The sequence below is a fragment of the Bacillus sp. LSHTCR4 genome (assembly GCF_057197025.1).
The window spans coordinates 241636-256615 of record NZ_JBXUNO010000004.1; the positions used below are offsets into that span (position 1 = coordinate 241636).

The following is a 14980-nucleotide window of genomic DNA, read 5'->3' on the forward strand; positions in this document are numbered from 1 at the left end:
GTATTATTTTTGAATTTTATAAACATTGAGCAAGGGAGAGGAGATATTTTTATGGATTCAAAAACTTATGAAAAGCTACAGGCACTACGTAGATATAAAGAGCCAATTCAAGCGGTATTGAGAACGGTTAAAAAACATGATAAAGACGATCCAGATACTGAATATGCTGAGTTTGCCCTTGAAAACGGTAAGATTATAGGTATTTGTAAAAAAGAGGAATTCTCTGATTATTCTTTTAGAAGTATTACACAATTCACAGGTAATATTTTTAACGTAGTAATTACTCAAATGTCGGATGAACTGGATGTAAATAAAGTACAGGTTTCAGTAAAAGAAGCAAGTAGGAGATCTGCCGATGCTTTAATTCGTGAGTTAATAGAATTGGAGCAAGATGAAAGACTGCAAGAGCCAACCTACGAAGCAGAAGTAACTGGATACAACATGAATGCTCAGGTTCCAACCATATTCTTACGCATTAATGGTGCAGAATGCTTCATGAAATTACATGAACTAAACTATGGAAGAGTGTATAAAAACGCTGTGGATCGTTATGCACCTGTTGGTGAACGCATCCCAGTTAAAGTTCTGCAATTTAATCCAGAGCAACGATTAATCCACGTTTCTAGAAAAGCAGCAGTGGAAAACCCTTATCAGTTATTATCTGAATTAGCTGAAGGAGATACAATCGTTGGAAGGGTAGTAAATGTTGACCCGCGTTTTGGAGTTTTTGTTGAATTGGACCAAGGCTGCACAATTAAAGGAATTGTCCCTAAAACAATCGAACAGCCAGTATTGGATGAAGTAGTTAGTATGAGAATTGTGAATGTGGATGTAGAAAAAGAGAGAGGGTCGGGGGTTATCTTTAAGTTTCCTTTTGGACGCAAAAAAGTTAACGACCCAACGGCGTTTTTATATAACTAATGAGTGCGCCGCAGGTTTCCGTACAAGAGAATGGAAAGGCGGTTCAATATTGGCTTAATAGGGACCAATCTTTATCACTTTGGGATGACCCCTCCTTGCAGGGAGGACCAATTCTTCCAGATAAATTCAAACCACTCACAGATTTACGTAGTATTTATGACAGGATTAATTCAGGTTTTATAAATGAAAAAGATAATTTAATACTAAAGCTTATTTGGGATTCATTAGCGATTACTGAAGCTCAAATTAAAAATTTTGTGGAATCTAAAATTAGTAGGTCACAGGTTTCAGAATCGTTGAAAAAACTGGTACTGTATGGATTTGTTAGTCGATGGGAGATAAAATCGGAGCTATTTCCGGATCAACCTAAAACCTCTGCTCCAATTACGTTAAATACTGCTGGACATTTGATGATGTGGGCTTATCATAACCGTAATACAAACTATTCTTTGAAGCCAGAACAGTGGTTAAAACTTGGAGTAGCGGGGGTACAAAGATTTGTCACTATGAATCAAATAAAATATGAGTTTGCAATAGGCCAACAATTATTAAAAAACTGGTGCTGGTATCCAAAGCTAAAAGGTACTGGTAATGGATATAACCCAATTGCTGTTGGAGAAATTAAAACTCCAATTGGAAATCAAAACTTCATATTTGAAAGGGTACAACAAGGTCAACGATATGCACAACATTTGAAATCGAGATTGAAAATTTGGGAAGATCAAATTCGAAATGGACCAAATAATCTATTGAATTTCGAAAACACGAAGAGTTTACCAGGAATTTTTATATTATCTATATCTAATCTTGCTTTAGCAGAACATGTTAGAAAGGAGCTAATGTTAGATTTACGAAAGATTCCTATAATGCTTGTAATAGATGAATGTATTCACAATGAGGGATTCGCAAAATCATTTTATGTCTCAACTCAAAGCAGTATTCAGCAAGCATCATTACCATTTTTGAGATAACAAGAGCTGCTTCAGGTAAATACGCTGAAGTGGCTCTTTGTTGATCTAACAATGAATCGATATTCAACAGTATATTTTACTTGCTCAAAACTTTACCGTGCTATCTATAGTGTGAACTACCCGCCACTTAACGTCCTAACGGACTGTTTGAAGTGGGGGCTTCTCGGTTAGTCGTTACTTTTGGTAGCTAACGAATTCGTCCTAAGACAGCCGAGCTAACTCCCTTGTTCCAAGGGTTATTTTATTGCTAGCTATGCTAACGCCAATAGGCGTATTGCTTCATTTTTGATATTGATAGCTGCGTTATAATCTCTATCGAGATTTACACCGCATATACAAGAATATATTCGCTCAGACAATGACATATTTTTCACATTACCACAACTGCTACATGTTTTTGTGGAAGGAAACCATTTGTCTATTTTCATAAGCTGTTTGCCTTGTTCATTTAGTTTATAAGCTAAGAAAGAAGTGAACATACCCCAAGCATTATCAGCGACGCTTTTTCCAAAATGAAGTGCTTGCGACATTCCCTTCATATTTAGATCTTCAATAGCTACAACATCAAAATGAGTAGCTAACTCTTTAGACTTATGATGAAGAAAGTTCTTACGTTGGTTTGCTACTTTTTCATGCAGCTTAGCTACACGGATACGTTGTTTATTCCAACGCCCTGAACCTTTTGTACGTCTTGATAATACTCGTTGAGCTTTTGCTAATCGGTCTAACATTTCACGATAGAACTTAGGATAATTGGCTCTTTCATCCTCAGAACTGACGTATAATTGATCCATCGAAAAGTCTAATCCAACAACTGTTTCTACTTCTTTTTGTACAGTCTCTTTTTCGTATTCAGTCAAAATGACACATAGTATTTACCAGTAGGTGTCATAGAAATCGTACATGACTTGATTATATGGCCTTGTGGTATTTCTCTATGTTGTTTGATACGTACCATTTTCAGTTTTGGCAATTTGATATGACCGTTAAGCAACATAATATTTCCGTTCACTACATTCGTTGTATAAGACTTTCTGTCTTTTTTGCTTTTGAATGTTGGGAAGTCATTTTGACCACTAAAGAAATTTTTATAGGCAGTTTGCAAGTTTAATTGAGCATTTGCCAAAGCTAATGAATCAACCTCTTTTAACCACTCAAATTCTGCTTTGTATTTCGCGGGAGTGGGAAGCTTTTGTTTCTTTAGTTGATCCTTATCATCTTTATGTTTTTCATACGCTTCTTTCCGTTCAGCTAACATTCTGTTATACACGAAACGTACACAACCGAAGGTTTTACGTATAAGATGTGCTTGGTCTTCTGTTGGATACAAACGGAATTTATATGCTTTATTCTGCTTTGTCATATCATTTCACCTCACTTTTCACTTTGATTTTCAATATATGTTTTTACTACGTCTATTGGCGAACCACCAGTAGTTAGCAAGCAAAAACTTCTTGACCAAAACATCTCTTTCCAAAGTTTCTTTTTCACTTGTGGAAAGTCTCTTTTAATAAGTCGAGAACTTGCACTTTTATAAGCATTGATGAATTTTGTCATTTCTGTATTAGGGTGTGCCTTGAACAAAATATGAACATGGTCTACATCATGATTCCATTCAACTAATGTGATGTTATAGTTTTCAGATAGTCGAACAAACATATCTTTTGCATAGTCTGACATATCATCATCAAACACATTTCTTCTGTATTTCACGACCAACACAAGGTGATAATACAACAAGAATACTGAATAGTTATTACTATCTAATTTCATTTATATACAAGCCTTTATCATTTATAAGACTGATTATATCAGAGGCAAAATAAAAAGGAAAACCGTTTGGCTACGCCAAACCGAAATTCATCTCCCACCTACCGTTGGGCTACGCCCTTCACACCCTCGAGGAAGGAGAATTCTTTCGGGAAATTCGTTAAATTTTTAAATCAATATTTCCAACTTCCTATTATTGAGATTTGTTCTAATTCAACGGTTTTTGTCCTTCTAAAGGTGAAATATATGAACTGGATGATTGATTTATATGTAGAAAAAATGATTCGCTAGGATAATATACAACATTTGTATTGTGTCGTGTTTTGTATGTATAATGTCTCCTTAAGCTAGTGATTAAAGCATTTGCAAACTATAAAATAAATACATGAGGTGTGGGATATGATAAACAATGGTCTGTGGCAGACATTTGAATCTTTAGGAGTATCGTATGAACAATTTGTTAAAAGTAGTCAATTGCCTGTAAACATTATTAATGAGAAAAGTATATCTTTAGAGACATATGTTACGATTTGGCATAACTATTCATCTTTAGTTTCTAATATTGAAAGTAGCATAATTAAAATGGCAACAGGTTTTGATGTTACACAATATCCGCCAACAATTATGGCAGCATATTATGCTCAAAATTACATGGAATGCTTAAAAACAATTTGTAAATACACAAAGTTATGTCCACCTTTAAAAATTGTTATAGAAGAGGAGGATAACATAGGTATAACTGTATCTTCATGTTTCAACAATATAGCATTACCAGATTTAATGGCGGGTAGTACCTTGGCATTTTTAATAGAAATCGGTCGTCTTGGGACAGGAGAGGTTATTACTCCCTTGGCAGTATACACAACGATTAAAGATTCAAATTCACAGGAACTGAGTCATTATTTTAATTGTCCAGTACTTTATGGCAGTGAGATGAACAAATTATTACTAAAAAAAGAGGATGGCTATAGAGTCTTTAATTCTTACAATGCAGAATTAATAAAATTAGTTGTTCCACAGTTAGATAAACAGATTGGAAATTCTACTTCACCAAATACTTTAGAAATTGTGCAATGGCACATTAAAAGAAATTTAACCCGTAATGAGGCAGGGATAGAACAGATTTCTAAGGAATTAATGTTGAGTAGCAGAACATTGCAACGACAATTAAAGACACTAGGAACCACTTATAATTTAGAAGTGAAAAAAGTAAGGATGGAATTAGCGAAACAATATTTACAAGAAGAACGATTGAGTAATAAAGAAATCGCTTTTTTATTAGGTTATAGTGATGAAAATTCATTCTATAGGGCTTTTAAGAAGTGGGAAAAAACAACAATATCTGAATGGAAAAAACGAAAGAAAGTAGGATGATTTATGGAATTAAATTTAATAGGAAAAACAGCATTAATAACTGGATCTAGTAAAGGAATTGGGAAAGCAATTGCAAAGGGGTTAGCTAATGCGGGTGTTAACGTATTAATTAATGGTAAAAATTACGACGAAGTTGAATCGGTAGTTATGGAAATACAACGAGAATACCCAAATACAAAACCACAAAATGCAGCAGGAGACTTACTCAATGCTGAACAAAGGCAGAATTTATTAGGGAAATTCTCTAGAGTAGATTTATTAATAAATAATTTAGGTATTTATGAAATGATGAAAATGTCAGATGTTACGAATGATATTCTTTTAAAATACATTGAGACCAATGCTTTGGTAGGGCATTATTTAGCGCAACATTACCTACCATCTATGCAGAAACAAAATTTCGGTAGAATAGTTTTTGTTGCGAGTGAAGAAGCAGTAATGCCATCAGGGATGATGCCACAATATAGTATAAGTAAAACGGTATTACTTGCAATAGTAAAAAACTTTTCTATGGAAACTGCCGGTTTAGATGTGACTGTAAATACGGTTATGCCAGGACCTACACTAACAGAGAAAGTTATTGATATTATTGATACTATGATAAAAGAAGAACTTCCTTTTATAGAAAAAGAGAAAATTTTCATGCAACAAAATTTACCTCAATCACAACTACAGCGTTTTATTCGACCAGAAGAGATTGCTCGTCTTGTTAGCTTTATATGTAGCCCTGATGCTACAGCTTTTAGAGGCTCTCCGATTCGAATGGATGGCGGCATGGTACCAACAATATATTAAAATTATTTATATTTATAATTCTTTATATATAGTTTTATTGTTGTTTTGTGATTATAATCTTACATACATTTATTCGGCTTACAGTGACATGCGAAACAGTTGAATGATTAAAATAGCTTACTCTGGAATCACAATTTTCAAAAAGTAGTTTTACCTATTAATATATTATACAGTATACTACCTGTGAACGTTTCTTAAACAAGGAAGGAGTATAAGAAATAATATGAAAAGAATGAAATATATATGGTTGTTCGTGTTATGTTTCTTATGTTTGAGTGGATGCAATTATGAAAATGAAGATCAGGTAAAAAAATATATAAAAGAAAAACATGGGTTCGATGTTGTTGTAACAAATTGGGGCGGGATAAATGAAGGAAATATGGGACATACATACCATACTGTTCAAGCAAAAGATAATAAAAATATTCAATTTCGAGTAGAGGTAAATGGCATCTTCTATTCCACAATACAAGGTGATGAATACGAATATGGGAAAAACACATACGAGGAATATAAGAATTTCAAACCCATTCTTGAAGAAGTGAAAAAGTTAGGCTACGAGCAATCTGAAAATAAAAATGTTCTTCAATATATAGTAGATTATAACAATACAGCAGGAAAACCAACAGATGAGTTGTTATTAACCTTAAAAACGAGTAAGAAAATCGATTATAGTCAATTTGAAACAATAGAATTAGATCGTTTATATTCATTATTCCAACTCATTCAAAAGAGTAATAAAAAGATAACAGAACTTGAGATTGAGGATCATAATGGTAAATCGATTGGTCTTCCTTTCGAAAACGTGCAAAAGGATATAAAGAAAGGAGAACTTCTACTAACAATGAAAGATACAGTAAGCAGTTATTGGACATATATGATTGAAACACAAACAAAAGTCTTTGAAAGATTAAAAGAAATTCAAAATGACCGCTTTGTAATTAAAGATATTACTTGTGCACATCCGAAGGAAGGGAAATGTCCAAAATATGAAGCTACGATAGTTTTTAATGACAGTTCTATGGAGTATAAAAATGATCCCAATGTAATGGAGGATCTGACAAAGGTGGTCACGATTTTTAAAGAAGAACTACATAACGAGAAATTTGATATATTTGTATCCAACAAAGATAGAACAAGTTATTCACTCTGGCTAACGTCAGAGAAAATTCAAAACAGTAATAACATCAATGAACTAATAAAATAATTGTTTATCAAAAATAATATGTAATAATTTTTTAATAACTAACATAACCATCTAACTCTTTAACGATAGATGGTTACGTTAGTTTTATTAATGTGATATTTTAAAATGAAAGTCGTATCGTTTGAAAGAGTATAGAGTAATGAACTAAGTTGTACTATTTATAAAAAAGTTGCACCGTTTTGCATCAGGGGATAAAATTCCTAAAGCTCTAATCAAAATGTATTCCAAACCAAAAATTAGAACAATTAGATCCAGGAGGTTATTATGCATGCAGTTATGAAGAATATTTGTTTAAGACAAACAAAGGGATTTATTTTTTTAGTATGCAAGTACACGATTAAATAATTAGGATTTGAAATATAGATTTATTAATAAAAAGGGTTGATAACCTAATAATAAAGAAGAAGTCTCCATGTCAAAGGAATAAGAATTAAATGAAGAAGACAGATAGTCCAAGTGAATTTTGTATTCTTCTTAATTCCTATTATGTTTTTGAAAATAAAGTTAAAAAACCAAGCACCTAAAATTGTAATAGATAACTCAAAAATCGTAATTATCCATTCTAGTATAGTATGTTCTACATCAGGTGAAGCGCCAGCCATACTAAGAACAACTATAACTGGAAATGAGGGTATGTAAACAAGTAAATAAGAAAAAAAGTAAAAAATATACTTTATCAATGTTTTTCCTTCCATAAGATCCACTCCTAATATAGAACTAATAATTAAAGGCGAATTATCAAACTTACTCAAAAGTTACACATGTTATATGTTAAGTATATAAAGTTAGTGCTTTTATACATAAATGGAGACCCCTGAATAATGTTATTTCAGAGGTCTTCAGTGGTGAAATATCATATAATATCAAGAAGTGATAAGGAACTATAGCATAATTCAATCAATATTCTAAAATATATAATACTCAAAATAGATGGTAATATACTATGAAATTATATCATATATAAGAGATTATCTTTTATGTTGATTGGGTAACTATTTAATATGTACCTTTTCTTTTACTTTGGAAAGTATAACTAAAGGATTTCTTTAAGTAACAGGAGTAGTAATGAAATAAAAGAGCAGCTAGCAAAAGCTAACTGCTCAGGTAATGGAATATGGTTCGAAATGGGTTGCCTGCAGTATTGACGGAATATTGAGTTTTATTCAAGTGAGAGGCTTCTAGTGGATCTTATCTCTAAATATTTCGAACAAAATGTAAGAAGTAATTGCTATCGCATATAAAAAGATGATTAAAAATATTTTTTGTCTTTTAGATAAACGTAATTTATTTTTCTTGATTGGTCTATCATTTGTCATTCAATAACATCCTTTAACTAAGAGAGTTCTATTTGTAAATAATTTATTCGATGTTTTAATGAATTATCCTTTTAACAAAGTGAACCTGCGCAAAATGCTATACAAGCTGCAAATGCAGCTGGTATTTCGACTAGAGCAGCGCAATACGCTATACAAGCAAAACATGTTCGAGGCTGAGTTTCAGATTCATTCATGTTTTTAATTTTCTCTATTTTTTCTTCATCAAAGTCGTTAACTTGTCCAGTAGTATCATTGTAAAGAATATAGGCATATTCATGGCCTTTATCTGATTCTTTTGACAGTACTAGTGTAGTTCCAATAACATTTTGTAGTGATTTACCAACTTGTGAATCTTCAACTTTTAGCTTGTATCCTTTTTCTTTATAAGCATTTAATAAGTTTGAAACTTTTTCGTCTTCAATAGCATTTTGGATGTATTTTTCTTTGGAATCACCAGAAAGAATTTCTCCTTTTTCTTTATTCTCACAAACTGTACATTTTGATTGATCTGAGGATGAGGTAGTTTGAGACGTAGTTGAAGCGTAGATATTTGAAGTAGACACAAAAGATGTAAATAGCAGAACAGCAATTAATAAAAGTTTTTTCATTATATTACCTCCTATTTTTACATTACAAATAGAACTCTCTATTTAATAAAGAATTATAAAGAATTTGGATATGCTTAAGAGATATGTTTTTTCTGTTAATTAAGAAAAAAGATAACTTTAAAAAGAGGAATCGGAATTAATTCTTTGAGGAACACAACAAAATAATCCTTTTGAAGTTAAATAGGTACAATTCACATTCAATCAGTTTTTTGAATGTAATAAGGTATTAAACTAATGAAAACACCCAAAAATGGGCAGTAAAAGAATTGAATAATTTAAAGAAGAAAATAAAAAAAGCAATTTCTCGTCGCACAAAGGCTATACAAAAATATGAGAAAGAAAGATTAGATAAAGCATGGATGAATCTTTTCATGCAGTCAAGTATCATAAAATAAATACAGTCCGGCTAGAAAACTAGAGGACACCAATTCATTAAAGCAGCAAGTAAGGCTGTTTTAGGAATAGGTGTCCTTTTTATTTTAAAAAGGGAGATGGGTAAATGAAGGGGTTAAGAGATCAATTACGTGAATGGAAAAAGAAATCGAATCAAACAAAAAAGAAAGCTAAGAAAAAACGAAAAGAGAAGTTAAGCAATCGTGAAATTGAGGATTTAATGGGGATGCATAGACCTTGTTATGAACGTAGACGCGGAGCATTAAGACAAAAGTAATAAAAAATAAAAAAGGAGTGGTCTTACATGACTAAACAATTATCTTTCTTACCAAAAATCGATAGAGTAGCAACGCAGAAAAAATTAGAAGGTGTTCTGGAAAGTGTACGTTTATATAGGCAGTTTGGAATGATGCGGGAAGAAATGAAAGTCACTCCTTCTTATGAAATTAGATATCACGGACCTACAAATGATGTAGGAAAGCCATTAGAAGATGTTGCAATGGCTAATATACAACAAAGTAAACGAGAAGAGTGGATTAAGCAAACATCATTTTGTATTGATCAATTTCTAAGTCGTTTAGGAAATGGGAGTGCTGGAAAGGACCAAAGAAACATTATTATTAAGCGTTATTTGGAAGATGAAGATGTATGCGATTATATGGTGTATATAAGACTTTCTTTTTTGTGTTTAAAAACAATTAGGTTTATGCCGTTCATATAGATATTTTTTGAACTACCCCCACTTTCACTTCGTTTAGAAGTGAAAGTGGGGGTAGTTCAAAAGTTTAGACACTCTAATAACATAAGAGTCTGTTTGCATGTGCTACCTTTTTTTATGTACAATAGTTAATAAGATATGATATAGACAGGGAGAGGAAATCCATGTCCACTAAATTAGTGAATTTACGCATTGATTTTGCTTTTAAACAGTTATTTGGAACAAAAGGAAATGAGGAAATTTTAACGGGTTTCCTAAATGCAATTTTAGAGGAATCTTTAGATGCGCCTATTACTTCGCTACAATTAGATGATCCACATCTCCATAAATCTTATGAAGATGATAAGTTATCGATTTTAGACCTATTAGCAACGCTAGATAATGGGACGCAAGTAAATATTGAAATTCAGCTTCGAAATACACATGATATGGTAAAGCGCTCCTTATATTACTGGAGTAAACTTTATACATCCCAAATGCAAGAAGGAATGCCATATCGTTCACTTCGGAAAACTATTACCATTAACTTACTAGATTTTATTTTATTTTCTCATGATGATGCATTTCATACCATCGGGCAATTATGGAATACTAAAATGCAGCAACTCCTAAGTGACGACATTGAAATCCATTTTGTAGAGATACCAAAATTGGTAAAACAATGGCGTGAAGAAAAAGTAAACCCGTGGGAAAATACATTTGTTCGTTGGATGTTATTATTACCAGCACATGAAGATGAACATTTAACTCAAACATTGGAGGAGATTGCGATGAATCAAGATCCAATTTTACAAAAGGCAATAAATAAATGGGAAAATATGAGCCATGATTCTTCTTTTAGAACAGCGTACGAAGCTCGAGAAAAATTGCTTTTAGATGAACAAGCTAAGTTAGCGCATGCAGAACAAGAGGGCATGGAAAAAGGGATTGAGCAAGGTAAGATGCAGATGATCCGAGGAATGCATGAAATTGGTGTACCACTTGAAACTATTGCAAAAGCAAGTAAGTTGAGTGTGAAGGAAATAGAACGTATCTTAAATCTAAAATAAATATATGTGAGTATACAGAACTCATGAGTAGAAAAATTAGACGTTCATTATCATATACGGTTAATGGGAAAGCATTGATGAAGATTTCAGCAGTGCTTTTTCTATATTATTTAAGGCAATTGATCTTTTGTAAAAAAGTCAATTGCCTTTTTATAATTTAAAAATATTTTAACTTTGTTATAAAGGAACCTAAATCATAACCTGTTTTTATTATAGCTATAGCTGAAATCACAGTTAATGGATATTTAATATATGAATAGTTAAGGTGTTCCATAAAAACATGTAGCAGTTGTGGTAATGTGAAAAATATGTCATTGTCTGCGCGAGTCTATTCTTGTATATGCGGTGTAAATCTCGATAGAGATTATAACGCAGCTATCAATATCAAAAATGAAGCAATACGCCTATTAGCGTTAGCATAGATAGTAATAAAATAACCCTTGGAACAAGGGAGTTAGCTCGGTTGTCCTAGGACGAATTCGTTAGCTATTAAAAGTAACGACTAACCGAGAAGCCCCCACTTCAAACAGTCCGTTAGGACGTTAAGTGGCGGGTAGTTCACGAGGAAACATTATCAATCAGCTGTTTGAATTAATTGCTTAACAGGTGAGTCTGTTAGGAAATTTTGATTCCTTTTTATATATTATCTTTTTGAACTAGAACTACATAAATACGTTCTTCTAAACAACAAAGAAGGTAGGTGTTCAAAGGCAATAGTCGTAAGAATCATAGTGTTGTATATGGTTCATGGAGAGCTGACGAAACGTATATCAAAGTAAAAGGACAATGGATGTATTTGTATCGTGCAGTCGATTCAGATGGGAATACCATTGACCTTTGACTTAGTAAAACGAGAGATGTCAAAGCAGCCAAGCGCTTCTTGAAAAAAGTCTTGGCTTTTTCACATGTTGCCAGATCTCGTGTAATAACAATAGATAAAAATCGAGCCTATCCAGTATCGATTCAACAGTTGAAGAACGAAAAAAAGATACCAGAAGGTACCCGAGTAAGACAAATAATATATCTGAACAATATCATGGAGCATGATCACCGTTTTATTAAGAAACGTGTAAGCTGCATATTAGTGCTTTTAAGTCATTCCTAACAACCATCTCTGTACTTAGTAGGATGGAAGCTATGCATATGATTAAAAAGAAACAGGTTCATCCAGAAAACCAGTCTGTTCAAAATCAGAATAAATTTATTCATTAAGTACTTGATCTTATAGCACGAGGAGAGATTCCGATAGGAATCTATTATTATACTTGTTCTTCATTATATATTAACATCAGAACTGGATTTTTTTATAATTCCCTCTATCTCTAGGTAGAGGGAATTATAAAAAATCAATCTTAAGATAGATGTCTAAAAATAATAAGAATGATACAGTTAAAATTAGGATATATTTGCACTACAGAATGAAATCCATTAATTTTTGCTATGCAAGAATATTCTTCAATTTATGCGAGCCTATAAATGATTGACATTCATTCATTTGTGGATGGTACTTTTAAGTCTTTATATTTAATACGTTTATACATTAGAGAAGCCTGATTCATATGCCCTTCCAATTAAAAAATACAAACTAACTTTTAGTAAGCAGGAATAGAATAAACAATATATAATTTAAGAATGGAATAAATAATATATAACATGGTCGTAACACAAAAAGAGTATTAGTGTTGTCCTAAATTTTATATGTATGTAGGAAAGTTACTTTCATTAAATAGGATATTTTTTAAATTTTTCTATTCTGCATCATAAATACATTTAAAAGAGAGGAAATATTAATGCTTGAGTTTACACATAGTTTAATTCATGATAAACCAGTAAAAAGAATGATTCAAATTCTTGAGATTTTAGATAATGGTCAAAAATTGGTTCCTTCTAAAGATATTGCTGAACAACTTCAATGTTCGATCCGGACAGTTTCAAGCGACATTTCTCAACTGAAAAGCGACCTTCCTGAACATTGGGATATTATAAGCGTGAAATCGAAAGGGTATATATTAATTAAACCTATTACTGATTCGATATTGCCTATCATAAATTCTTATTTAGATGAAAGTATAATATATAAAATTATGCTAGGTCTATTTAATAATAAATGCTATACGTTGGAAAAGTGGTCTCAAAACTTATTTGTGAGTAAATTAACACTAAAAAAACATATAAAAGAACATAAAAAAATGCTAACAAAGGGTATGTTAGAAATTAATTTAAGAGAAATCCAATTAGAGGGGGAAGAACTAAATATTAGGCATTATTATCACGCTTTTTTTTATAATACACAAAAATATACAAAGCAATTCTTATTGCCAAATATACTAAGGGAAGAGATCAAAAATATTATACGAGAGCATAAAGTAACGGTAGATTTTGAGATGTTGTGTGTTATTCTATCTATTTGTATAAATAGAGTTTCTAATAAGTGCTATATAAAAAGTGAAATTAATGATGTACCTATATATGATAGCTACCAAGCCAATTGTATTAATGGAATTATTCTAACTTTTGAGAGATATTATTCAATCAAATTACCTGAAAATGAAATAAAAGCATTAACTGTTTATTTAATTTTAGTATTCGCTACTACAGGCAAACAAAGTGAGGCAATGCTTGAGTATTTAAAGGAAGTTAAAAACGATGATTATCATAACTATTTAAAGCTTATCGATATTCTTATGGAAAAACATAATATAAAAAAAGAAAAAAAAGAAAAATTAGTAGTGGGTTTAAGTTCTATTTTTTATTATTGTCTTATTTATAGTCAATATAATTTATCCTTAGGATTCTATTTCAGTTCGTTGGATAAACTTGAAAATGAGTCTTTACGGGATTACAAAAAAAATAAATCCTTAGTTTCATTTTGGAATAAGGCCTATAATAAAAATAGAATGTATAAAGAAGAAATTGAATTTTTTACCACATATGCGACACTCCTTTTAAATTCTTTCGCACATGAAATTAATATTTTATTTTTATTTAACGGTACAGAGGTAGAGAAACGATTTATATATTCAACATTAACCAATAACATTGGGGGAAATGTAAAAATATATAATTCAATTAATGATGAAATAAAATATGATTTTATAATTACTAATTATCAGCCACCAAATACAAAAACCCCAATTATATACTTTTCAGGTAAGTTAACGGACAGTGACATTAATTCAATTAAAAGTTGTATTTATCATTTGAATTAAACTTTACCGTTTCTAAAAGTTCATGTTTTACAATCAAATAAAAGGAAACAATTTTATTCAAACTGATTCCTTTTATTTTAATTTTAATATCTAGAAATAAATTTATAACGATTGGATTATAAGGCGTTAGCGCATAATGTTTTTCAAAAACCACATGGATTTCCTAGTAATTTCTCGCAAAAAATCTATGAGAGATTACTAAGGAAGTTAGTCAACTAAAGGTGTTAAGAATAGTAGGACATATGCTCCTACTATTCTTAACACTTTTTAAAATTAGGTAAAGTAATTCTCTTTAAACTTTGTAAAATGAAATTTTTAAGTACTTGAGTATTTTACGTTAAACTTATTTGCCTCAAGGACCTTTATAATTTCAAATAATATTTTTAAATGATTGAGAAAATGAAAAAAATAAATCGCTATCAAAAAAGTTAGAAGCTGTGACTAGTCTTGTATTAGCTATCTTAATTGCTTCTGGCATAGTAGCTGCATCAGTTTTTGGAGACAATAGTGGGAAAAGGATAGATTGAAACAAATAAATATAAACTTAGAATTTTTGAATTTAATAATAAATGTGATATTATAATACATTTAAATTTAAATACAAAAACAAAAATAGTGTTCCTAATATATAAGGGCAAATTCGGCAGTA

The 14980-nt window shown here is 31.3% G+C and carries 13 protein-coding genes and 3 pseudogenes; 12 read left to right on the forward strand and 4 right to left on the reverse strand.

Annotation, left to right across the window (positions count from 1 at the left end; genetic code table 11):
* The first annotated feature begins 51 nt into the window (after nucleotides 1-51).
* Nucleotides 52-921 carry an RNA-binding protein gene (locus tag AC2CGR_RS23320; protein WP_484481245.1) on the forward strand — a complete coding sequence of 290 codons (870 nt, stop codon included), beginning with the start codon at nucleotides 52-54 and terminating at the stop codon, nucleotides 919-921.
* Nucleotides 921-1892 carry a hypothetical protein gene (locus AC2CGR_RS23325; protein ID WP_134189391.1) on the forward strand — a complete coding sequence of 324 codons (972 nt, stop codon included), beginning with the start codon at nucleotides 921-923 and terminating at the stop codon, nucleotides 1890-1892. Before AC2CGR_RS23320 ends, AC2CGR_RS23325 begins: the two co-directional genes overlap by 1 nt.
* Nucleotides 1893-2143: 251 nt before the next feature.
* Here AC2CGR_RS23325 and AC2CGR_RS23330 read toward each other — a convergent pair.
* Together AC2CGR_RS23330 and tnpA are read right to left on the reverse strand one after the other, a co-directional pair.
* Nucleotides 2144-3255, reverse strand: a pseudogene (locus tag AC2CGR_RS23330) (RNA-guided endonuclease TnpB family protein).
* A gap of 11 nt (nucleotides 3256-3266) precedes the next feature.
* Nucleotides 3267-3665, reverse strand: coding sequence for an IS200/IS605 family transposase (tnpA, locus tag AC2CGR_RS23335; RefSeq protein ID WP_340935311.1), 399 nt, complete (start codon nucleotides 3663-3665; stop codon nucleotides 3267-3269).
* Nucleotides 3666-4061: 396 nt separating this feature from the next.
* Here tnpA and AC2CGR_RS23340 point away from each other — a divergent pair, with 396 nt between their 5' ends.
* The 3 genes from AC2CGR_RS23340 (at nucleotide 4062) to AC2CGR_RS23350 (ending at nucleotide 7038) form a co-directional block, all read left to right on the forward strand.
* Nucleotides 4062-5036, forward strand: a complete 975-nt coding sequence (locus AC2CGR_RS23340) for a helix-turn-helix domain-containing protein (protein WP_484481246.1) — start codon at nucleotides 4062-4064, stop codon at nucleotides 5034-5036.
* Nucleotides 5037-5039: 3 nt separating this feature from the next.
* The gene (locus AC2CGR_RS23345; protein WP_484481247.1) at nucleotides 5040-5831 is read left to right on the forward strand and encodes an SDR family NAD(P)-dependent oxidoreductase; all 792 of its coding nucleotides are present in this window, start codon (nucleotides 5040-5042) and stop codon (nucleotides 5829-5831) included.
* A gap of 223 nt (nucleotides 5832-6054) precedes the next feature.
* Nucleotides 6055-7038 (forward strand): hypothetical protein, encoded by a 984-nt coding sequence (locus tag AC2CGR_RS23350; RefSeq protein ID WP_484481248.1) that lies wholly within the window; start codon nucleotides 6055-6057, stop codon nucleotides 7036-7038.
* Nucleotides 7039-7427: 389 nt separating this feature from the next.
* On the opposite strand, the gene AC2CGR_RS23355 is transcribed toward AC2CGR_RS23350, so the two are convergent.
* Nucleotides 7428-7733: a hypothetical protein gene (locus AC2CGR_RS23355; RefSeq protein WP_088326207.1), complete on the reverse strand. Its 306-nt coding sequence runs from the start codon at nucleotides 7731-7733 to the stop codon at nucleotides 7428-7430.
* Nucleotides 7734-8425: 692 nt separating this feature from the next.
* The gene (locus AC2CGR_RS23360) at nucleotides 8426-8962 is read right to left on the reverse strand and encodes a hypothetical protein (protein WP_042514467.1); all 537 of its coding nucleotides are present in this window, start codon (nucleotides 8960-8962) and stop codon (nucleotides 8426-8428) included.
* Nucleotides 8963-9228: 266 nt separating this feature from the next.
* On the opposite strand from AC2CGR_RS23360, the gene AC2CGR_RS23365 reads away from it, so the two are divergent.
* The 7 genes and pseudogenes from AC2CGR_RS23365 (at nucleotide 9229) to AC2CGR_RS23395 (ending at nucleotide 14331) form a co-directional block, all read left to right on the forward strand.
* On the forward strand, nucleotides 9229-9357 hold the full coding sequence (locus tag AC2CGR_RS23365; RefSeq protein ID WP_139254182.1) for a DUF3983 domain-containing protein: 129 nt from the start codon (nucleotides 9229-9231) through the stop codon (nucleotides 9355-9357).
* 104 nt (nucleotides 9358-9461) lie between these two features.
* On the forward strand, nucleotides 9462-9632 hold the full coding sequence (locus AC2CGR_RS23370) for a hypothetical protein (RefSeq protein WP_088326204.1): 171 nt from the start codon (nucleotides 9462-9464) through the stop codon (nucleotides 9630-9632).
* Between the two features lie 27 nt (nucleotides 9633-9659).
* Nucleotides 9660-10076: an ArpU family phage packaging/lysis transcriptional regulator gene (locus AC2CGR_RS23375; RefSeq protein WP_088326201.1), complete on the forward strand. Its 417-nt coding sequence runs from the start codon at nucleotides 9660-9662 to the stop codon at nucleotides 10074-10076.
* A gap of 161 nt (nucleotides 10077-10237) precedes the next feature.
* Nucleotides 10238-11122: an Rpn family recombination-promoting nuclease/putative transposase gene (locus tag AC2CGR_RS23380; RefSeq protein ID WP_088326198.1), complete on the forward strand. Its 885-nt coding sequence runs from the start codon at nucleotides 10238-10240 to the stop codon at nucleotides 11120-11122.
* 269 nt (nucleotides 11123-11391) lie between these two features.
* A pseudogene (locus AC2CGR_RS23385) lies at nucleotides 11392-11544 on the forward strand (zinc ribbon domain-containing protein); the annotation flags it as partial.
* A gap of 323 nt (nucleotides 11545-11867) precedes the next feature.
* A pseudogene (locus AC2CGR_RS23390) lies at nucleotides 11868-12334 on the forward strand (IS6 family transposase); the annotation flags it as partial.
* 578 nt (nucleotides 12335-12912) lie between these two features.
* Nucleotides 12913-14331 (forward strand): AcpB/EbpR/MafR family transcriptional regulator, encoded by a 1419-nt coding sequence (locus AC2CGR_RS23395; RefSeq protein WP_088308899.1) that lies wholly within the window; start codon nucleotides 12913-12915, stop codon nucleotides 14329-14331.
* The last annotated feature ends 649 nt before the right edge of the window (nucleotides 14332-14980 follow it).